This window comes from Draconibacterium mangrovi (assembly GCF_010586825.1).
Classification (GTDB): Bacteria; Bacteroidota; Bacteroidia; order Bacteroidales; family Prolixibacteraceae; genus Draconibacterium; species Draconibacterium mangrovi.
On sequence record NZ_JAAAGB010000001.1, the window covers coordinates 1298101 to 1320571 of the forward strand.

The window sequence follows — 22471 nt, forward strand, 5'->3', positions numbered from 1 at the left end:
TGCTGCTAAAGTGTTAAATTGCAAAATCGTTCCACTGTCAAATTGCAAAACTGTTGGGTGCGACTGAAAACTGTAAACTTTCCCCCCTTCTGCAATCACAATTCTAATGCTCACATTTATGCATTAAAGCATTTATGCATTTTCGCATTCCATTATTCCAACATTCTAATATTCAACCACTCCTCCACTCCTTGAAATCTTACCGCAACATTAAATTATGAAAGGCCTTAAAATTCCGCTGTTTTTTCGTGCTATTAATTTCTATCTTTGGTTGGATTTTTCAAAAAACACTAAAAATATAATATCATGCAAACTATTAGCAGCTATGACTTTAAAGGAAAGAGAGCTCTTATCCGCGTTGATTTCAACGTGCCTTTAAACGACAAATTCGAGATTACCGACGATACACGTATGCGTGCCGCGCTTCCTACAATCAAAAAAATTATCGTTGGTGGTGGTTCGCCAATCATCATGTCGCACCTTGGTCGCCCGAAAAACGGTCCGGAAGAAAAATTCTCGCTGAAACCATTGGTAAATCACCTGAGCGAGCTGCTTGGTGGTGCTACTGTAAAAATCGCTCCTGATTGTATTGGCGACGAAGTAAAAGCAATGGCGGAGTCGGTAAAACCGGGAGAAGTTCTTATTCTTGAAAACCTGCGTTTTTACAAAGAAGAAACTGCCGGCGACGAAGAATTTGCTGCTAAATTAGCTGAAAACGGCGACTGTTGGGTAAACGATGCTTTTGGTACCGCTCACCGCGCACACGCTTCAACTGCAGTTATCGCTAAGTTTTTCCCGAACGACAAAATGTTTGGTTACTTGATCGAAAGCGAAGTTGAAAGCTTAGACAAAGTGGTAAAAGCTCCACAACGTCCACTTACTGCAATTATGGGTGGAGCAAAAGTTTCATCGAAAATCACAATTATCGAAAATCTGTTGGATAAAGTAGATAACCTGATTTTGGGTGGTGGAATGAAGTTCACATTCATTAAAGCTCATGGAGGTAAAGTTGGTAGCTCAATTTGTGAAGACGATTTTCTGGAAACAGCCTTAAACATTGAAAAGCTGGCGAAAGAAAAAGGAGTGAATTTATACATGGCCAGCGATGTTGTTGCAGCCGATGCGTTTAGCAACGATGCCAATGTTAAAACTATTCCGGCAAACGAAATTCCCGACGGTTGGATGGGATTGGATGCCGGTCCTGAAGCGATTGAAAGCTTTAAAAAAGTAATCGAGAAATCGGGAACAATTCTTTGGAATGGCCCAATTGGTGTTTTCGAAATGGAAGCTTTCGCAGCAGGAACAAAAGCCGTTGGAGAAGCTGTTGTTGAAGCAACAAAAAAAGGTGCATTCTCGCTTGTTGGCGGTGGCGACTCGGTTGCTGCGGTTAATCAATTGGGATTTGCCGATGGTGTTTCGTACATCTCAACTGCAGGTGGCGCATTGTTGGAATACCTCGAAGGAAAAACGCTTCCTGGTGTTGCTGCTGTTCGTGGCGAATAATAACCCTTCTAAATTCCCCGATGGGAAGAACTGACAAGAAGGATACAATACTTTTCAAAAGCCTGGTTCGTTACGGACCGGGCTTTTTTGTGAGTCAATTTTGATTAAAAGCAGCTATTTCTTACCTCACTGCTTTTAAATGGAGCTGTTTTTGTTTTCGTCCGGAACAACCATCAGCGTTGAACAGCTCTCTTCGCCGGACGATTTACCTGACAACCTTTTACCCGGGGCGGCGTAATTCAAAGAATTACTTTGCCCCAGGCTAAAATAAACCGCACTTTCAGCGCTTTTAATTAAGAGCCCCAAAGGGGCGAAAAGCAATAACCCGGTGCGACTGACGACAGTCAGTAAGCGCCGGGAAAGAAAATGAAGTCAATCTCGTCCGGCGAAGAAAGCTGAATAGAGATTGTTCGCTGCCCCGGACGAAACAAACCGAAAGCAACTATAAACTGATTGTAGAAAAAAATAAGAATGGGTCAAATTTTTATTCTCCGACTTTCTTTGTCTGCCAATTCTTCTCCTTGAACATAACACCCCATCCAACTGTTCCATAACAAACTTAAAACAGGAAAAAATGAAAGGTAACGTAGGATCAATTGACAGGTTAATACGAATAATTGCAGGATTGATAATTGCTATTATCGGTGTTATTTTCGACAGCTGGTGGGGCTTAATTGGCATTATTCCATTGGCCACCGGGCTTTTTAGGTTTTGTCCGTTGTATTTCCCACTAAAAATTTCTACTACCGGAAAAGACGAATAAACTGCAACCCGCGGTTTTTGCAACTTCAATTTTTTAAAGTTTACCCGCTAAACAATTATCAGTACTCATTTCAGAATATTGCTGAATGTCAAAATATTGCCCCCTCCAATCTCTTTTTATCCTCGACTCAAATAGTCTTTAAAACAAGAAATTTAAATATATTTAGGAGCTATATTTAGGTTATTCCTTGTGTTTTTATCAATTTTGAAAAGTATTAAACTTTTATACTATGAATGCGATTAACCGCTGGCCGCTTCTGGCCATTTTTGCGCTGCTATTTTCGGTAGCTTGTGATACTAATGAATCTGGCCCCGACCTTATGATACAAAAAGAACTGAACACCAACTGGACCTTTAACCAGGTTGGTGAAAATGAATGGTTGCCCGCAACAGTTCCGGGAACGGTTCACACCGATTTACTGGCCAACGAAAAAATTGAAGATCCTTTTTATCGGTTGAATGAACTGGATCAGCAATGGATCGACAAAGTAGACTGGGAATACAAAAGCACTTTCACGGTTGACAAATCGTTTTTGAACCGCGACAAAGTGGTTCTTGATTTTGAAGGACTCGACACGTATGCCGATGTGTCGGTGAACGGAGAAAAAGTACTTTCGGCCGACAACATGTTTCGCGAGTGGCAGGTGGATGTAAAAGACCTGTTAAAAGAAGGCGACAACGAAATACACATTGTTTTTCGCTCGCCAATTGTTGAAGGATTAAAAAAATACGATGCCAACGGATTTGTTTATCCGGGTGGAGAAAACGATCAGGCAGAGCGCGGCGAGGTGGAAGGCAACAAACGCGTAAGCATTTACACCCGCAAAGCCGGTTATCATTTTGGTTGGGACTGGGGCCCGCGTTTGGTAACCAGCGGTATCTGGAAACCGGTTTACCTAAAAGCCTGGGACAATGCAACCATCGAAAATCTGCAAATCGTTCAGCACGAAGTTTCGGATGAAAAGGCAACATTTAGTGCAGTTTTCGAATTAGATGCTATTAAGAAAACAAAAGCTACCATTGCTATAAATAACGATGGACAAACTCTTGCATCAAGTGAAGTTAGTCTTACTCCGGGAGTAAATAAATATTCCGTTGATTTTGAAATTGCCAACCCTCAACTTTGGTGGACCAACGGTTTGGGAGAAGCACATTTATACAATCTTTCAGGAGTTCTGGATGTAAAAGGCCGTACGGTTACTGAAGATACCCGAATTGGAATTCGCACGCTGGAACTGGTGCGCGAAAAAGACGATGCCGGTACTTCGTTCTATTTCAAATTGAACGGGCACCCGGTATTTATGAAAGGTGCCAACTACATTCCGAACGATATGTTCCTGCCACGCGTTACCGACGAAAATTACCGCAAAGTGGTTATGAATGCCAAAAATGCAAACAACAACATGTTGCGTGTTTGGGGAGGTGGCATTTACGAAAACGATATTTTCTATGACCTCTGCGATGAAAACGGAATTCTGGTGTGGCAGGACTTTATGTTTGCCTGCGCCATGTTCCCAAATAATCCTGAGTTTTTGGATAACATTAAACACGAAGCTATCGACAATGTAAAACGCCTGCGCAATCACCCAAGTATTGCCTTGTGGTGTGGAAACAACGAAATTCTGACTGCCTGGAACACCTGGGGATGGAAAAAAATTGCAGCCGACCAGGGCGATGACGTTCCTGAAAAAGTTTGGCAGGCTTATGTTGATATTTTCCATAAAACCTTGCCCGACGTGGTGAATGAATTCGATCCTTCGCGCAGCTATTGGGGATCAAGTCCGTCATCTGGTCTTGGCGTACAAGCCGATCTTGTTAATGGCGACGAACACTACTGGGGCGTTTGGTGGGCCAAAGAACCGTTTAGCACTTATGCCACTCACCTGGCGCGTTTTATGAGCGAATACGGATTCCAGAGTTTCCCTGAAATGGCGTCGGTACGTAAATATGCCGAGCCTGAAGATTACGATATCTACTCGGAAGTGATGGAGTCGCACCAGCGCTCATCGATTGGTAACGGAACCATCGAATATTACATGCTTCAGGAATACAAAAAACCAAAAGATTTTGAGTCGTTCCTGTATGTAAACCACGTGCTGCAAGCTGATGGAATTAAATTCGGATTGGAAGGACACCGTCGTGCCATGCCGTTTTGTATGGGAAGTTTGTACTGGCAGATCAACGATGTTTGGCCCGTGGCTTCGTGGAGTTCAACCGATTACTATCAAAAATGGAAAGCACTGCAATACTACGTTAAAAAAGGATTTAGCCAGGTTTTGGTTAGCCCGTACGAAGAAGGAATTAAGTTTAAAGTGGGTATTGTTAACGACCGACTGGAGCCAATTCAAGCCGAGCTTCGTATGCAAATGGTTGATTTTGATGGCAAAGTGATTTGGGAAGAAGCTCACCTGGTTGATATTCCTGCCAACTCGAGCGACGACTATTTCGATGTAAACAAAAACGAGTGGCGTTACCAATACAGAAGAAATCTGAAAAACGTTGTATTCACCACCGAACTGGTTGAAAATGGTAATGTTCTTTCGAAAAACTACTACTACTTCCTGCCATTTAAAAACCTTAGCGTTAAAGCACCACAGGTTGAATATGCAATAACAAAAGCCGATAACGGTTTTGACATTGCGCTAAGAACCGACAAACTGGCGAAAAACCTGTTCCTGGAAATTGGCGACGAAGAAGGTTTCTTCTCCGACAATTACTTTGATTTACTGCCAAACGATAAGGTATCGATCCACTTAAAAACCGATATTTCGGAAGAAAAGCTAAACGAAGTACTTACCATTCGTACTTTGGATGATGCTTTTTAATCGATAGTCATGTTGAGCGTAGTCGAAGAATCTTAACATACGAGATGTTTCGACTACGCTCAACATGACTCCTCGTTAATAAACATTTCGGTTTGCTATACCCAATGTTGACATCCCGCTGTTTAAAACAAATCCTCCCGCACATTTTTATTCCCTTTCAATTTCCCGACCTTTAAGCTCAATATGAACTTATTTATTGTACTCTTTTATAGCATTCTGTCTATTTTCGTTGGCAAACCGGCCGAAAAAACCGAGGTGTACCTTGAAAAAGGAGGGCAACTGATCGCATTTCAGGCCACCGGCGAAAAAGGGAAAGTGAGCTTTAAACACCTCGACGAAGGCAGCTACAAACTACTTTTGGTTTTCCCGCAACAGGACGGAAAATACATAAAGGAAAAGCCCAAACACGAAACCATGACCAAAGCCACTTACAACCCGAAAAACAAAACTTACTATTACCAGGGAACTGAAGGTTTTTTCGCCATAAAATTCAGAGATCTTTCAAAGATTAAAAGCCAGAATTTTTCAGCGATATATCGGGAAGAGCAAGATGGAGAAGATACATTTAACGCAATTGCTGAATTTGGAATTCACAAGGCCGGAGGATCGATAGTAATTTTTGTAGAAGCTATTACTGCTGCACAATTCAAAAAAGCCTCTGATAAAATTGGACAGGATATTTCTACTCAGTCCATTCGGGGGATAAAATAGTTTTAAAGGATTCAGCGGGTGAGTTTAAAACGTAGATTTAACTCACCCGCTGAATTTCATTATTTAAATAATACCCAATTCTTTTCCAACCTTGGTGAAAGCATCAACAGCCCTGTCGATTTCCTCGAACGAGTGAGCAGCCGAAAGCTGAACCCGAATCCTTGCTTTTCCACGAGGAACTACAGGGAAACAGAATCCGATAACATAAACGCCTTCTTTTAAGAGTTCATCGGCAAATTTTATGGCCAGTGGTTCATCGTAAACCATCACCGGAACAATAGCGGTATCGCCTTTCACCAAATCAAAACCGGCAGCTTCCATTTTCGTTCTGAAACGATCGGCATTTGCCATTGTTTTGGCTGGCAGATCAGCTCCACCCGAAAGCATTTCGATAACCTTCATAGTTGCTCCAACTGTTGCCGGTGCCAAGGTATTCGAGAACAAATACGGACGCGAACGTTGACGCAACATGTCGATGATCTCACGGCGACCTGATGTACAACCTCCGTTACCACCACCCATGGCCTTTCCGAAAGTGGTTGTTATAATATCGATCTCGCCAAGTAAATCGTAATGTTCGGCAGTACCACGTCCGGTTTTTCCGATGTAGCCAGTTGCATGCGAATCGTCGACCATTACTAATGCATCGTATTTTTTGGCCAGCTTAACAATGTCGGGTAAGTTGGCAATATCTCCATCCATCGAGAAAACACCATCGGTAACTATTAAACGGTATTTCGCGCCCGATGCATCTTTTAAACACTGCTCCAGCTCTTCCATATCAGAGTGTTTGTAACGAAAACGTTGCGCTTTACACAAACGCACCCCGTCGATAATCGAAGCATGGTTTAACTCATCCGAAATAATCGCCGAATCAGCACCTAAAAGTGGCTCAAAAACGCCGCCGTTGGCATCAAAACAGGCACAGTATAAAATCGTGTCTTCAGTTCCCAAAAACTCAGAAACTTTTTCTTCCAACTGTTTATGAATGGATTGTGTTCCGCAAATAAAACGCACTGAAGAAAGTCCGAATCCCCAGTCGTTCATTATATCCTGCGCTGCTTTAACCACCTCCGAATTGTTGGCCAGCCCCAGGTAATTGTTGGCACAAAAATTCAGTACCGTCTCTCCGGTCGACACTGCAATTTCAGAGCTTTGCGAAGTGGTAATAATCCGTTCGCTTTTATATAATCCCTGCTCTTTTAATTCTTCGAGCGTGTTTCTTAGGTCGTTCTTAATTTTTCCGTACATGATTTCAATTGTTTGTTAAACCAGTACACAAAGTAATGGAAAGCAATAGTATTAAACATTGATAAAAGGCAGAAATTTCAAGTTGACAGTTATCAGTCTCAGTTTGCAGTATTCGTTCAAAGTTACATCAATAAAACTGCTAACTGCCACTGCTAACTGATCACTATTTTCTTCTATCTTTGCGCCAAATTAAAGAAAGAACAATGAGCGAAAGAAAAGTACGGGTACGATTTGCCCCAAGTCCAACCGGGCCGTTGCATATGGGCGGTGTTCGAACAGCCTTATTTAATTACCTGTTTGCAAAGAAACACGGTGGCGAATTTATACTCCGAATTGAAGATACCGACCAAACCCGTTTTGTTCCGGGTGCCGAAGATTATATTATTGAAAGCTTGAACTGGTGCGGATTAACGCCGATTGAAGGTCCGGGAATTGGGGGCGATTTTGGGCCATACCGTCAGAGTGAACGGAAAGAGTTGTATAAAAAATATGCCGATCAGCTGGTAGAAAGTGGCTGGGCGTATTATGCTTTTGATACTCCTGAAGAAATTGATGCTTTACGCCAAGCCGCGGAAGCCAACAAGGAAACTTTCTCGTACGGAATTGCCACGCGCGACAAGCTGAACAACTCGCTCAAATTATCGGAAGAAGAAGTTCAACAAAAAATAGCAGCAGGCAAAGCTTATGTTATTCGTTTTAAAATGCCTGCAGATACCGACGTTTCAGAGGACGATCTGATTCGTGGCAATGTAACGTTTAACACCACAAAAAGTCTCGACGACAAGGTGCTTTTTAAATCGGATGGCATGCCAACCTACCACCTTGCCAATGTAGTTGACGATCATTTGATGGAGATTTCGCACGTTATTCGTGGCGAAGAATGGTTGCCATCGATGCCGCTGCACGTTTTGTTATACAAAGCATTGGGCTGGGAGGCTACCAAACCTCGATTTGCACATCTTCCGTTGATTTTAAAACCTGTCGGAAAAGGCAAACTAAGCAAACGCGATGGCGACAAGCTGGGATTCCCCGTATTTCCATTGTTGTGGACTGATCCGAAAACAGGTGATGTTTCTCGTGGTTACCGCGAAGATGGCTATTTCCCTGAGGCGTTCATTAACCTGCTGGCATTATTGGGCTGGAATCCGGGAACCGAGCAGGAATTCTTCTCGTTGGAAGAGCTTGGAGAAATCTTCAGCTTAGAGCGCGTAGTGAAATCGGGATCACGTTTCGATCCGGAAAAAGCCAAGTGGTTCAACAAACATTATTTCCAGGAAAAATCGGTTGAGGAACTTTCAGAGTTATTCAAACCCGTACTTGAAGAAAAAGGAGTAGAAGCATCGGATGAAAAAGTAAATGCAGTAGTTGCCGAGATAAAAGAGCGCTGCGAATTTGTTTCCGAATTGTGGGATCAGAGCAGTTACTTTTTTGTGGCTCCTACCGAGTACGACGAAAAAACAGTAAAAAAACGCTGGAAAGAAAATACATCCGGCCAGTTAGCTGAAATAGTAAACGTTTTTGAAACGGTTGAAAACTGGAAAGCCGATGCCATAAAAGAAGTTTTCTCGGCTTTTATGACTGAAAAAGAATGGGGATTTGGAGCCATAATGAATCCGCTTCGACTGGCGCTTGTTGGCGGAAATATGGGCCCCGACTTGTTTGTAATTTGCGAGCTGCTGGGTAAAGAAGAAAGCATTGCACGCATTAAGACAGCAATCGAAAAGATATAATTGACACCACTTTATACCATAAAAAAACCGGCTTGAATCAAGCCGGTTTTTTTGTAATCAGATCTCACTCTACATTACTTTTTCTTTTTCTTCATAAAAAAGAAAACAGCTGCCGCGATAACTACAACTGCAACAACAATAATTATTACAGTAGTATTCGATCCTGAAGCTTGTTCTGCACCAGCCAACTGCACTTCTTCCAAATACGAACTGTCCTGAGCACCCAAATTATCAATGTATGTTCCCTGGTCTTGCGCCATTAGCAACATGGTTGGTAAACTCATAATAAACAATCCGATCATTGCAATCACTCTCTTCATTTCTCTAAATTTTAATATTTGTATTACTTATTTAATTTCTCTTTCACTCTCTTCAATAGTGGTGCCGCATTTTTGTAGCGCGGATTCACTGCTATTAGCTCTTCCAAAACCGCATAACTTTCGTCAAACTTTCCCTGATCGAATAATTTTTGCGCCTCGAGCAGATACAACGGTTCGTAGTAAGGATGTATTGTCCTGCCTTTTTCCAATAATTGGTCAAGCTCAGCATACTTGCGTTGCGCCAGTTTCAAATTCGCCAAATTTACAAACATCCAAACATTATTGGGGTCTGTTTCCAGTTCCTTATTTAATAATACCTCGGCTTCGTCCCATTTCCGGTGTTTCAAAAGGTCGATTCCTTTAAAATCATCCTTCGATTGCCTTTCCAAAAGTACCACCAGCGGATTGCCTTTGTGGTAGAAAGTCTTTACAATCCGCGTCGATTGCCAGGTGTCATTCTTCAGCAAATACGGATGAATATAATTAACCCCAAACAATGCATAATCCCAATCTACCGAACTGCGTTCGAGGTAACGTGTGTATTGAAAATCGATGTTGGGTAACTTTTCGAAATAATTGGGCAACTGGCAATTCATCGCTACTGTGGCTTCTTTTTCACCAATTTCGGAGATCAAATAATCAGTCGCTTCCTTCATCCCGTGGAAATAATAGTCGTATTCGTAATTACTCCAAGCCGTTTTATTTCCTCCTGAAATGGCGTTGAAATAGATATAATCTGCCGGAAAAGTTTTCGCCTGGTGTTGAAAAGGCAAAATCATCAACACAAAAAACAGCGCGATAGCCGGAATTTTCACCTTCTTGCTAATGTCAGATTTTATGAACTGAAACACTCCACTAACGGCCAAAATAACCATCACCGGAACCACAAATAACATTTGCCGCATACCGCTGTACAAGTTCGATCCGATAACAATTACATACACCACCGGGAAAAGCAGCGTAAAAAAGACGAACAACTCTATACTGAGTTGTTCGCTTAACGGTTTAGAAAACTTATAGGTTAAAAAGGCTATGAAGTATAGAGCCCCGAGCAAGATAAACTCGGGTGTTGCTATTAAAATCCATTTTATCAGGTAATGCCATGGCAGCGATGAACTCCAGATTACCTCGCCTTCGAACAACTGTTTGATGCTGATTTTGTAGTGCTCCATTACCGATAAACTTTCGAACGGATGGCGCACAACGTCCTGCAAGGAATAGGGCCAGAATAATAGTCCGAGGAAATAACCTGCAAATACTATTACCAGCCACTGGCCCATTAACCTTACAAAACAAGATTTAGTTGAAACGATATATTTAAGTAAAAAAGGCTTCGAAAGAACGATAACCACAATTCCCAATCCGAGGTAGGCAAAAAGAATTAACCCGCCAATCCGCACCGAACAGGTAAAAGCGATGGCCAGTCCAAGACCGGTCACGGTTTTCCAGCTCACTTTCGGAAATTGTTTTAAGTATTTTATTATGAAGTAAATGCCTGCCATATAACCGGCTGCAAACGGAACATCTTTTAAGTTGCCAAATGCCTGACCAAACAAACGTGGCGTGAGCATCAGCGATAAAACTACGGTTGCTGCCACCCAGTATGAATTGCTTATTTCTTTTCCCAATAAACCGGCAAAAAGCAGTAGAAGGAAGAAAAATACAGCTCCCGTAAAATGTCGAGTCAGAAATTCATTTTCGATGGAGAATACACGGTTGATCAGTGCAGTGAGGTTATCAACCGACTGACCGTAATATTTCAGGTTGTCAACAGGAGTATCAAGGCACGATGCATCTTCGCCACCGGTGTAATACCAGTTTACCACCCGTTTGGCGTGCGGGTAATGCAACATTTCATCGACATTAACAGCCGCCTTTGGCGCTAACGACAGCAAGATCGCAGCAGCAACAAACAAGCTGATGCAAAACACATTGCGTGCAGTTAATATGTCGGTTAATTTATTCATAAACCTCTTTTACCAGGTAAACCGGGCGCTTTTGCACCTCTTTGTAAATGCGGTAAATGTATTCGCCAATAAGGCCCAAAAAAGTAAGCTGCACCGAGCCAAAAAAACTGATGACCAAAAAGGTTGATGACCAACCGGTTGGTGCGAAATGTGCCAACTTTGAGATCAAGGTATAAACAATGGCCAGCAGAAAAACTACCACGCCCAGCAAGCCCAAATACAAACACAGTTTTATGGGCCACTTCGAGAACGAATAAATGGCATCGGCAGCCAAAGCAAACAATTTTTTACTGGTCATTTTAGCAATGCCTTCGGCTCTATCCGGACGATCGTAAACAATTGTATCGTGCTGAAAACCGATAAAATTGCGGATGCCCGGGAAATAACGGTTCTGCTCGGTAAATTTTAATATGGCCGAAACAGCCCGGCGGCTCATAATACAAAAGTTACCCGCCTGTTCCAGCTGCTGTTCTTCCGAAATATTCCGGAAAATTTTATGAAATACATTGATGTAAAAGCGCTTGCTGAACTTTTCGCCACGCTCCGAACGCACAGCCGAAACCACATCGCCTTTGGTGGCACTTACTTTTTCGAAAAGCTCTTTTATCAGCTCCGGCGGATCCTGCATATCACCATCCATCACTACTACATACTCGCCTTTAGTGTATTCCAAACCGGCAGCAATGGCGGCCTGCAATCCAAAATTCCGTGATAACGATATTACTTTTAACTCCGGCTTCCTCGATTTCATTTCAAGAAGCTGTTGAAGCGTATCGTCGGCACTTCCGTCGTCAACACACACCACTTCGAAAGCTTCACCCAAAGTCATCAGGTTATGGTGCACTTCGTTTATCAGCAGCGATAAAACGTCGCTTTCGTTAAATAATGGTATAACAACGGATAGTTTCATGGTATGCTTTATGCTTTATGTTGAGTCCCTTGCAGCGGTACCGGGAATTCCATATCAACCGACCCCATTTCGTACTTATCCGGCCCCAGCTTTTCGTTCGAAGTCATCATTTCTTCCCAGGTTACTTTTTGCCCGGTGTAAGCAGCTGTTCGTCCCATAACCGCTGTTAATGTAGACTCAGCAGTACGGAATGCCTCTACCACCGGCTTGTTTGTACGGATAGAAGTTACCAGGTGAATATGCTCCTGTACGTATGGAGAAACCGCCACAACTCCGGTAGAACGGCCATCCTTATTTTTTGGATATTCGTAAGTCCATTTCACCGAACCATCGTGGTTGAAGACCGTGTTTTTACAGTTGGTGTAACCTTCGGTTCCCATAATCACCTCGCCAAGTTGGTTTGCACAACCATCAATCTGACGTGAAAAACTGTGTGATGAAATACCATTTCCAAAGTCAAAATCAATGCTAAAGAAATCGTACTGGTCACCTGTTAATCTACGATGACGTCCGCCAAATCCGATAGCTGATTCGGGAGTTTTTCCCATAAACCAGTTTACAATATCGATGTTGTGTACGTGCGTATCCAGAATATGATCGCCACCCAACCAACAGAAGCTGTTCCAGTTACGTAGCATGTATTCCATATCGCTCCAACCTTCTTCGCGGGTACGGAACCAAACGTGCGACTGCAACCAATAGGCTTTGGCAGACACCAAATCGCCGATAGCTCCTGATGCCACCTGGCGGTAAGTTTCCAGGTAATCGCGGCTGTGGCGACGTTGTGTTCCGGTAATTACCGACAAACCCATGCTCTCGGCTTTTTTAGAAGTGGCCATTATCTGGCGCGCTCCAACCGGATCAACACAAACAGGTTTTTCCAGAAATACATGTTTTTTTGCCTGCACCGCAGCATCAAAATGCATTGGGCGAAAATGCGGAGGTGTAGCCAAAATTACCACATCCAAATCCACATCCAGCAAACTTTTATAAGCATCGAATCCCCAAAAACAATTGGCTTCCGGCACTTCAACGCGTTGTTTTAACAATTTATCGCGGCAATCCCAAACCTTATCTTCAAAAACATCGGCAAGTGCTACCAGATGTAAACCGTGCCCTGCTGCCAAAAAGTTCAATGCAGCGCCGGTTCCCCTGTTTCCACAGCCTACCAATCCTACTTTCAGGTCCTTACCATCGGGAGCCTGATCAAGTAACGGGGGAAATTCATAATCAACCTCTTTTGTTGTTTTTTTACAAGAACTCAGTGCATTTAAACCAATTACTCCGGCAGCACCGATTAATGCTGATTTCTCCAGAAAATTCCTGCGTGATAGTTGATCTTTACTCATTATATTTTGTTTTAATTTTTTTCTGTTGTAAACATTTCTTCATTGAACTCGCAAACCACTCTGAAACCAACACTTTTGGTATCAGAATACCACCAAATACTTTTTGGAATTTGTGGATCGGTTACTAACCAGGCGTCGGTTTGGGTGAAATCGCGGGCAGCCACACGCAAGTCTTTTGGCGAGTTGCGGAATGAACCTCCACGAACCACATGTTCCATTCCTGTTCGTGGGCCTCTCGGATTTTTCACTACTCCTTTTGGGTATTTACCATATACCTGCGGATCGTAATAATCGAGGCAAAATTCAGCCACATTACCCAACATATTTTTTAACCCAAAAGGATTGGCCTCAACGGCATCGGGCTGCTGAGTTTTATTCGGACTGTTTAATTGCGATATAACATACTGGTTGATCACTTCTTTATTGCTGCCAAATAATCTTTTGATAAATCCATCGGCTTCAAAATCTTTAGGCGATCCCTCGAAGAAATAAGGCATCTGTGTTCCTCCACGTGCTGCGTATTCCCACTCTGCTTCTGTTGGCAGACGATATTTTCTACCTGTTTCCTGAGTCAGCCACCTACAATAAGTTTCGGCAGCATGATGACTCATAGTGATGGCCGGACGTGTTCCTTTTCCCCATCCTTGGTCAGGTGCACCCCAAGGCGGTGTTGCACCTGAAACGCCATCGGTTTCTTCATCAATTTCTACAGCTTCTTTTCTTCCCTGCGAGCCGGTAGCGGTAAAGAAGGCCAGGTATTCATTCCACGAAACTTCAATTTCTGCCATCCAGAAATTACTCACTTCCACATCGCGAACCGGACCTTCATCTCTTTCGCGGTAAGGTTCATCAGCCGTGCTTCCCATTTTAAACTGGCCACCGGGAATGGCAACCATTTTAAACGATACCGCTGTTCCCGGTAATTGTTCCTCAAATGTTTCAAAAGCGTTTACTTTTGCAGGCTCAGTATAGATTTCTGTCGGATCTACCGTTTCTTCCAATCCAGCCAGCAAGTTAGTTTCGCCGCGGTAATGACCAACATCATGGTGGCACTGCATACATGAGTTATTCTCCGGATCGCGAATATATTTTATATGTTGCAGGGAGCCCTGCTCATTCAGTGTTGATGGAAACATATTAGTATGACATTTCAAACACCCATCTTCGTAAACAAAATGTTTTGAAGATTCAACCGATCGTTTAGCTGCCCAATCAATCTCTTCCGGGTCCAAAGTCAGGTAAGCGTATAAATCATGAAATCCGTGATAAGCTTTTCGGGTTATAAAACGTGTGGTTTGATCTTCAGGTGGTAAATGACAATCAACACAATTGATAGAAACACCACTGGAGGTATTATGATGAACGGATAGTTTCCAGCTTGTTTCAGCATGTTCGTGAACATGACATGAATTACAAAAATCGTTTGTTGAAGTATAATCTACTGTCTTATTAAATAACAGCAAAAAGAGTATAACACTCAGTCCTCCCGCAATAAACAGCATGTAGTGTTTGCGTTTAATCGTCTTATCAGTCATTCGTCGTCAATTTGGACGGCAATAATACGCGCGCACAATTAGTTGCTTCTTAATATTTGTGCTAAATGTGTCTTAGCGACGTCTTAATTTCATCTTAATTTATTTTGTAACATATTGATTAAAAAGTATTTTGTAAAATATAATTTTTAATTAAAAAATATAATTTTACGCATATTTTAATATATTTGGGCTGAAAATAATATCAAATTAAGGACATTATCATACCAGCCAGAAGAAAATATAAGATGCCATATTGGATTAAATTGAAGCTATTCTTATTGCTTTATGCCGGAGTTGCCTTTTGTTTGCCTGGCAAAGCCAATGATTTTGCCGACAACTCCTTTTTGATAGGGCAGTTAACACCAGCCGAATACCAAAACAACCGACTTTTCGACTTTATAAAAGTAAACAACTGGACAGGAATAGAACTGGCTGTCAATTCAGATAAAAATGGAATCAGTTTACAAAACAGTGTTGTTCCATTTTCAGATATTCTGGAAAAAATAGAATTGTTACTGGAAGAGGAAGAATCAAAGGTCATTCCTGTTTTTATCAATTTTTCGGGGAATGTTCATGTGCTCGATTCAGTAATTAATGTGAGTAGCCTATCCGATCAGATATTTTATTTACCACAGGGCGAACGATGGCCATCGATAGAATATTTGGTACAGGCCAACCGCAGAGTGATTTTTTTTGTTGACGGAGACATAGAAAACGAAAGCCGGATTTTGCATAAAACATCCAATTATGCGCTTGAGATTGGAGCCAGTCAAATCACACCAAACTCTGCTATCCTAAAACGGGAATCGAACATCAATAAAGAGCTTTTCAAAATCAGTAATTTCGATCGTTTACCAACCGGTGTCTCGACATCACAGGTAAACCGAAACCTGTTTCCTGAGTACATTAACTTTTTACTCGAAAGCTGGACAAAATACGGTAAGAAACCTAATTTCCTTTTTGTTGAAAGAAGCATCTACAATTTTGGATTTATCATTGAACAACTGAATTCTTTTGAAGCAGTAAAAGGGCAGGTACGAACAGTTGGAAAAAACTTTGATCGCGTTTTCTGGAAAAATGCTGAAACGTTGATTACCGGCGGGAAATTCAGTTTTCCCATTCGTGGTGGCGAAGAAATGATATTAACGCCGTTTGTTCCGGGTTTTAGTTTAACACCTTCGCAACTTACCATCACTGCCGAAATGCTAAAACCCGAACAATATTCAATACTGGCAACTCCGCTAGATCTTAACCGGGGTTTAATGGCCAGTTTTCATTTCGAGAACGAACTGGCGGACGTGGTGAACCTCGAACGTACTTTTGACGGAAACGGCTTTACCTTTAGTCAGGACATTGACCGTGGAAACGTACTTCGTTTGCCAGAAAATGCCAACGTTAACCTTGGTCATCCCGAGCTGTATGGACTGCCTAACAGTAGTTTTACAATTAGCTGTTTTGTAAAATTTATTGACATTCTGGAATTCGGAGATAATGCAATTCTCGGAAATGACGAAACAGGATACAGAAGAGGACTTCACCTGGTATTGCGCTCGGGGCATCCGTATTTCGGACTTTGGGCCAACGATTTTATGTCGGACGAACTGCTGGAAACCAACAAATGGTACCACCTCACCTGGCGCTATATTTTGGAAACAGGACAACAAGCGATTTTTGTTAACGGTCAGTATGTTGGTGGTTCAGACGGCCATCCACCCTATTCAGGCACCAATGATATTTTTATTGGGAGTGCCCTTTCCGGCGGAGCCAGTCTTAGAGGATATATCGACAACCTGTACATTTGGAACCGCCCACTGGGTAACGAAGAAATTAACCGGCTGGCACTCGACGAAGAGATCACTTACCAAACGACAGAAGCCCCGGCCACGCTACTGTCTACCAAAACAATTGTTGCAATTCTGGGATCCATCGCTTTTGTTTTCCTGGTGTTGATTTTTGTTCTGCTACGGAAAATGAATGCACGAAAACATTCGATATTAATCAACAAACCTGAAACGCCAACAAAAAATCAGATTCAGCTTTTTGGAGAATTCAAGGCAATTAATAACAAAAACGAAGATGTTACCGATCTATTCACTCCCAAAGTGCGCGAGCTGTTCATTTTTACACTCATCCATAGTATGAAGAATGGAATTGGAGCGCCTATTCCTGATGTTAACGAAACGCTGTGGTACGGAATTGAAGACAAAAAAGTGGCCAACAACCGCGCTGTTACACTCAACAAATTGCGCAAAATTCTGGCACATTTCAAAAAGGTTGAAATTACCTCTCAGAATGGTTATTTGCATTTAAATCTTTCGGAAGACTTTTTTTGCGACTACGTGGAGGCTTTTCAACTTTGTAAAATTCCGGAAGGAATGTCGCGGCAACAGTTGCAGTTGTTTTTCCATCTGGTAAAAAAAGGCCGGCTTTTAAAAGGAGTGGACTGGTTATGGCTTGATGAAGTGAGAGGATTTACCGGGAACCAGGTAATTGACAACCTGTTAAAACTGGCTTCGGATTATAAAAAGGAGAACAAAACTAAAGAAGTTGAAAAGGTATCACAGCGAATTTTGGATTACGACGACCTGAACGAAGAAGCGCTATACCTGCAAATATGGGCCTTACAAAAAGCAAATAACTCGCATTTGGCGAAGTTCAATTTCGAGTCGTTCCGTTCAAAATATGAAAAAGCAATGGGTGAATCCTATGCTTTAAGCTTTAAAGAATTCACCCATCATTACGCCGATCAATTATAATAAACCGGCTTATTTCTTACGCACTTTTTCGGCATGTTCCAATTCCACAGAAAAGTGGCGCATTATTGGCGCTTCCTTTTTAATGCGGTAACCGTGATCAATCTCTTCACGACGATCGAAGATATTTTTTAACGCTACCGCAACTACATCCATGTGATTATTGGTGTAAGTACGGCGCGGAATTGCCAAACGCAGCATTTCCAGTTTTGGATAGCGGTTTTCGCGCGTTTTTGGGTCACGGTCTGCCAGCAATGTTCCTACTTCTACGCCTCGAACACCTGCCTCAATATACAACTCAATTGCCAGTGTTTGTGCGATATATTCTTCTTTCGGAACATGTCCCAAAAATTTCTTCGCATCAACAAAAACAGCATGACCGCCAATAGGTTTCTGCACCGGAATTCCCCATTCGATTAAACGGTTTCCTAAATAGGCCACCTGCTGAATCCGGTTTTCCAAATAATATCCGGTTGTAACCTCATCCAGACCAACGGCAAGTGCATTCATATCTCGTCCGGCCATTCCGCCATAGGTGTTAAAACCTTCAAACATGATATTAAAAACCGAAGCCTGTTTTAACAGTTCTTCGTCTTTCATGGCAATAAATCCGCCAATATTTACAATGCCGTCTTTTTTACTGCTCATGGTCATAGCATCAGCGTACGAAAACATTTCAGACACAATTTCTTTGATCGTGCTGTTGCGGTATTCATCTTCGCGTTGCTGAATAAACCAGGCATTTTCGGCAAAACGCGCAGAATCGAACACCACTTTTATTCCGTATTTTTTCGACAAGGCATGCACATCTCGCAGATTTTGCATAGATACCGGCTGCCCACCTGAAGTGTTGCAGGTTAGCGTTACAATAACCATCGGAATTTGCTCCGCCGAATGTGTTGAATACACGGCCTCCAGCTTCTCCAAATCGATATTACCCTTAAACGGATGCAACGATTCAGTATCAAAAGCCTCGTCGATTGTACAATCAACCGCCGATGCTTTCCGGTATTCAATATGACCTTTTGTGGTATCAAAATGACTGTTCCCAGGCACCACATCATCTTCTTTTACCAGCACCGAAAACAAAACATTTTCGGCAGCGCGCCCCTGGTGAGTTGGCAAAAAGTAATCAAAACCCAGGATACTTTTTATTGCATCTTTTAAATGATAATACGACGATGATCCCGCGTAACTTTCATCGCCCGTCATAATTGCAGCCCACTGATTTTGGCTCATGGAGCCCGTTCCGCTGTCGGTCAGCAAATCAATAAAAACCTGCTCGCTTCTTAAATTAAAAAGGTTGTAATTCGCTTTTTTTATCCACTCTTCACGCTGTTCACGCGTACTTTTATAGATGGGTTCCACCATCTTAATTTTATATGATTCTGCAAATGGTAATTCCATAATTCTTTTTTTGATGGACAGATTTTCATTTTAATACTCAAGGAAAAATCTATCCGAAATAATACTGAAATGATATAGGACGTCATTCCGAACTTGATTCGGAATCTCATCTTAAAGATGCTGAAACAAGTTCAGCATGACGTAAACAAAGAATTACAGAATCGCGTAAGCGTCCCTGTTTTTGATATTCAGGAAACTTCGGTTGTGGAGGTAGATAGCCATTAAAAATTTAATCATGACCTTGTGATTTTTCTACACTACAAATTTAATGCGCTTGAACCGATTTGCAACACGATAAATATCAGTTTTAACCAATTTTAAATCCTTGTCTGTAATAAATGCCTAATTTTGCGGCAAATAAGAAAAAGAAATTGAAAATGGGAGACTTAGCATTTGAAGCAGTTATTTTCGACATGGACGGTGTGATAACCAAAACCGCCATCACGCACGCCGCAGCATGGAAGAAAATGTTCGACGAATACCTGCAAAAACACGCTGAAGAAACAGGGGAAACTTTTAAAGAATTTACACAAAGTGATTACCTGGCTTTTGTTGATGGGAAACCACGTTACAAAGGTGTAGCGTCGTTTCTGGAGTCGCGAAATATCAGCATTGAATTTGGCGATCCTTCTGACGCACCCGGTATAGAAACAGTTTGTGGATTGGGGAACCGAAAAAACGAAGCTTTTAACGAAGTAATTGCACGAGATGGCATTGAGGTATACAAATCGACAGCACAAATGCTAAACGACCTGAAAGAAGCGGGTATAAAACTGGGTGTTGCATCATCGAGTAAAAACTGTGCACCGGTTTTGGAAGCTGTTGACATGTTAAAGATGTTTGGCGCCCGTGTTGACGGTGTTGTTTCGGCAGAGTTGGGATTACACGGCAAACCGGAACCCGATATTTTTACCGCAGCCTGCGATATGCTGAAATCGACTCCGGCAAAAGCTATTGTTGTTGAAGATGCTGTTTCGGGAGTTCAGGCCGGAGCAAAAGGACAATTTGGCTTAACACTTGGTATCGCCCGCGAAGACAACGAGAAGGAACTGGCCGAAAGCGGTGCCGATTTTGTGGTTACCGATCTTGAAGAAGTTGGCGGAATTTCAGGTTTAAACGAACTGTTTCTAAAGAATAAAAAATAATAGCGGAAGGTCAAACTGCCGGAGCATACTGGTGGTTTGACCTTACTCTTTTGTTACTCCACCCAGCTCCTGCACACTTTTACGCAAAAAGTCGCGCGTATAATAATCTTCATCCACAACCTCGCCGTTCCACACCGCAATATCCAAATCGATACAACGTGGTCCGAATTTAGGCCCCGTTCGGTCGCGACCCATCCGGTCTTCAATTTGTTTGAGTAACTTTTTCAGCGACGACTTGTCTAAATCTGTGCTGATTTTTACTGCCCCGTTGGTAAAATCGGGTTGGTCTTCAATTCCAATTGGTTTGGTTTTAATCATAGAAGAAACCTCAAGTACCGCCACCTCTCGTTCCAGTATTTCAAGCATTTTGGCAATATTCTCATCTGCATTAATGTTCGAGCCGATGCCGATAATTACCGTGTTCATCGCCTGGCCTCCATTTCCATCGATACCGATTCGGCAAAACGCAAGGCATGTGGTTTATCCACTTCAACGCGGGCCCACTTTACTTTTTCGTCTTCCATTATTGTATCTAGAATACGCTTGGTGAGCACTTCCAGCAATTTGAAACGCCCCTCCTGAACGAGAGTAATTATTTTTTTGGTGATTACTTTATAGTTGAAAATGTCTTCGGGTTCGTCCGATTCCAAAGCTGATTCCGGAATATCAGTTTCAATCTCAAGATTGATTACCACATCTTGTTTATTCACCAATTCATCAGGATTAAATCCGATGTAGGTTCTGATTAGCAGATCTTTTACGCGTATTTTAGCCATATTTAAAGGTTTTTTCCAAGGTTTTCGCCACCATCGGCAAACAGCAATTGCCCGGTAAGGTGATCATTTTCCAAAATATAATCCAAACTTTTCAAAATCGGTTCCACTCCTCCCGGTTTTTTCATCGGGATGCCCTGTGCCAGCTTATCCAGGTAATCTTCATCCTCGTCTTCCGGAGGCAAGGTAACACCCGGTGCAATGGCATTAACTCTAATATCGGGAGCAAATTCCAAAGCCGCCATCTTTGTGAGCTCCCAAAGTGCTTTTTTTGAAATGGAATAAGCCGCAAAATTGGAAACATTTGATGTTATTCGTGTGTCAACAAAATTAATGATGTTGCCTGATTTGAAATAATTGGCGAAGTCGCGGATAAGGAAAAACGGAGCTTTTAGGTTGACATCCATCTGCGAATCAAAAAGCTCAACTGAGGTGCCTTTCAGGTAGCCACGATCGAATACAGAAGCATTATTTACCAACAGATCAACTTTAATGTTTCGGGCAGCCAGTTTGGGTATCAATGCAACTACCTTATCTGTTTCCGCAAGGTTGGCTTGCTCTGCCCGGAATTCCTGATCAGGATATTTTTTCTTAAGTTCTTCAACCAGCTCATTGGCCTCTTTTGCCGAAGAATTATAATGTACCACAACATTCCATCCTTTTTCGGCCAAGTGTTCTGTTAACGATCGCCCGATACGTTTTGATGCTCCGGTTATTAATGCTGTTCGAATCATTCTGAAAAGTTAGTTATTTTTTCTAATAAGAACAGGATGACCAGACTTATGTTCACAAAAAAAGGCCCGCATAACGGACCTTTTCAAAAACACTAAATGGTTTTTCTATTTGCTGTACGAATTTAATTTACTCAGGTATTTCCCGATAATATCAAACTCAAGATTGATAACCGATCCGACTTCAAATGTGTGGAAATTGGTAACTTCCTGCGTAAAAGGGATGATAGCCACCTGGAAAGAATTGTCTTTTGAGTTAACTACGGTAAGGCTTACACCATTAACTGTTACCGATCCTTTTTCAACGGTCATATAACCTTGTTTGGCTTTATCTACGTCGAACTCGTATTCGAAAGTGTAATACCAGCTTCCATCGGCCTCTTCAATTTTTACACACTCTGCTGTTTGGTCAACGTGCCCCTGAACAATATGGCCATCCAAACGGCCATTCATCATCATGCTGCGTTCCAGGTTCACTTTCGAACCTACTTCGAGCAAGCCAAGATTCGACTTAATAAGCGTTTCTTTAATCGCAGTAACTTTGTATTTCTTTTCGGCTTTATCTACCCAAACAACGGTTAAACACACACCGTTGTGCGATAAACTCTGGTCAACTTTCAGCTCGTCGGCAAACGAACAGGTCAGGGTAAAATGTACATTCTCCTGATCTTTCTCCACGGCTACTACAGTTCCGTATTCTTCTACAATTCCTGAAAACATAGCTTTATATTTTGATTTGCGAATTTCGATTAACGACTTTTGTTTTTCTTCATCAGTCATTAATCAACTCACCATTCTA

General features: G+C 42.1%; 18 protein-coding genes. 7 read left to right on the top strand and 11 right to left on the bottom strand.

What is annotated here, in order from left to right:
* The first annotated feature begins 306 nt into the window (after positions 1–306).
* The 4 genes from G4420_RS05335 (at position 307) to G4420_RS05350 (ending at position 5801) form a co-directional block, all read left to right on the top strand.
* Positions 307–1503, top strand: a complete 1197-nt coding sequence (locus G4420_RS05335) for a phosphoglycerate kinase (RefSeq protein ID WP_163322515.1) — start codon at positions 307–309, stop codon at positions 1501–1503.
* 574 nt (positions 1504–2077) lie between these two features.
* A complete protein-coding gene (locus G4420_RS05340; protein WP_163322516.1) occupies positions 2078–2266 on the top strand; it encodes a YgaP family membrane protein in 189 nt (62 codons plus the stop codon).
* A gap of 229 nt (positions 2267–2495) precedes the next feature.
* Positions 2496–5090, top strand: a complete 2595-nt coding sequence (locus G4420_RS05345) for a beta-mannosidase (protein ID WP_204273599.1) — start codon at positions 2496–2498, stop codon at positions 5088–5090.
* Positions 5091–5273: 183 nt separating this feature from the next.
* On the top strand, positions 5274–5801 hold the full coding sequence (locus G4420_RS05350; protein WP_163322517.1) for a hypothetical protein: 528 nt from the start codon (positions 5274–5276) through the stop codon (positions 5799–5801).
* Between the two features lie 63 nt (positions 5802–5864).
* Here G4420_RS05350 and kbl read toward each other — a convergent pair whose 3' ends face one another.
* Positions 5865–7052, bottom strand: coding sequence for a glycine C-acetyltransferase (kbl, locus tag G4420_RS05355; RefSeq protein ID WP_163322518.1), 1188 nt, complete (start codon positions 7050–7052; stop codon positions 5865–5867).
* A 203-nt stretch (positions 7053–7255) separates the two neighbouring features.
* On the opposite strand from kbl, the gene gltX reads away from it, so the two are divergent.
* Positions 7256–8782 carry a glutamate--tRNA ligase gene (gene gltX / locus G4420_RS05360; protein WP_163322519.1) on the top strand — a complete coding sequence of 509 codons (1527 nt, stop codon included), beginning with the start codon at positions 7256–7258 and terminating at the stop codon, positions 8780–8782.
* A 74-nt stretch (positions 8783–8856) separates the two neighbouring features.
* Here the strand turns inward: gltX and G4420_RS05365 are convergent, their stop codons facing one another.
* From G4420_RS05365 to G4420_RS05385, 5 genes are read right to left on the bottom strand one after another with little or no spacing between them, the layout of a single operon-like run.
* The gene (locus G4420_RS05365) at positions 8857–9102 is read right to left on the bottom strand and encodes an LPXTG cell wall anchor domain-containing protein (protein ID WP_163322520.1); all 246 of its coding nucleotides are present in this window, start codon (positions 9100–9102) and stop codon (positions 8857–8859) included.
* 23 nt (positions 9103–9125) lie between these two features.
* On the bottom strand, positions 9126–11069 hold the full coding sequence (locus G4420_RS05370) for a tetratricopeptide repeat protein (RefSeq protein WP_163322521.1): 1944 nt from the start codon (positions 11067–11069) through the stop codon (positions 9126–9128).
* On the bottom strand, positions 11062–11979 hold the full coding sequence (locus tag G4420_RS05375) for a glycosyltransferase family 2 protein (RefSeq protein WP_163322522.1): 918 nt from the start codon (positions 11977–11979) through the stop codon (positions 11062–11064). Before G4420_RS05375 ends, G4420_RS05370 begins: the two co-directional genes overlap by 8 nt.
* 8 nt (positions 11980–11987) lie before the next feature.
* Positions 11988–13328, bottom strand: coding sequence for a Gfo/Idh/MocA family protein (locus tag G4420_RS05380; RefSeq protein ID WP_163322523.1), 1341 nt, complete (start codon positions 13326–13328; stop codon positions 11988–11990).
* An 11-nt stretch (positions 13329–13339) separates the two neighbouring features.
* Complete coding sequence (locus G4420_RS05385; RefSeq protein WP_163322524.1) at positions 13340–14863, bottom strand: SUMF1/EgtB/PvdO family nonheme iron enzyme; 1524 nt, start codon at positions 14861–14863, stop codon at positions 13340–13342.
* A 245-nt stretch (positions 14864–15108) separates the two neighbouring features.
* On the opposite strand from G4420_RS05385, the gene G4420_RS05390 reads away from it, so the two are divergent.
* A complete protein-coding gene (locus G4420_RS05390; RefSeq protein ID WP_163322525.1) occupies positions 15109–17619 on the top strand; it encodes a LamG-like jellyroll fold domain-containing protein in 2511 nt (836 codons plus the stop codon).
* A gap of 9 nt (positions 17620–17628) precedes the next feature.
* Here the strand turns inward: G4420_RS05390 and G4420_RS05395 are convergent, their stop codons facing one another.
* A complete protein-coding gene (locus G4420_RS05395) occupies positions 17629–19023 on the bottom strand; it encodes a tryptophanase (RefSeq protein ID WP_163322526.1) in 1395 nt (464 codons plus the stop codon).
* A 377-nt stretch (positions 19024–19400) separates the two neighbouring features.
* Between G4420_RS05395 and G4420_RS05400 the strand changes: the two genes are divergently transcribed.
* Positions 19401–20168, top strand: coding sequence for an HAD family hydrolase (locus G4420_RS05400; RefSeq protein WP_163322527.1), 768 nt, complete (start codon positions 19401–19403; stop codon positions 20166–20168).
* A gap of 42 nt (positions 20169–20210) precedes the next feature.
* Here G4420_RS05400 and folK read toward each other — a convergent pair whose 3' ends face one another.
* The 4 genes from folK to G4420_RS05420 all read right to left on the bottom strand — a co-directional run bounded on the left by folK (position 20211) and on the right by G4420_RS05420 (position 22452).
* A complete protein-coding gene (gene folK, locus G4420_RS05405) occupies positions 20211–20594 on the bottom strand; it encodes a 2-amino-4-hydroxy-6-hydroxymethyldihydropteridine diphosphokinase (protein WP_163322528.1) in 384 nt (127 codons plus the stop codon).
* A complete protein-coding gene (locus G4420_RS05410) occupies positions 20591–20944 on the bottom strand; it encodes a dihydroneopterin aldolase (protein ID WP_163322529.1) in 354 nt (117 codons plus the stop codon). Before G4420_RS05410 ends, folK begins: the two co-directional genes overlap by 4 nt.
* Positions 20945–20946: 2 nt before the next feature.
* Complete coding sequence (locus G4420_RS05415) at positions 20947–21675, bottom strand: SDR family NAD(P)-dependent oxidoreductase (protein ID WP_163322530.1); 729 nt, start codon at positions 21673–21675, stop codon at positions 20947–20949.
* A 105-nt stretch (positions 21676–21780) separates the two neighbouring features.
* Positions 21781–22452, bottom strand: coding sequence for a riboflavin synthase (locus G4420_RS05420; RefSeq protein WP_246241553.1), 672 nt, complete (start codon positions 22450–22452; stop codon positions 21781–21783).
* Between the last annotated feature and the right edge of the window lie 19 nt (positions 22453–22471).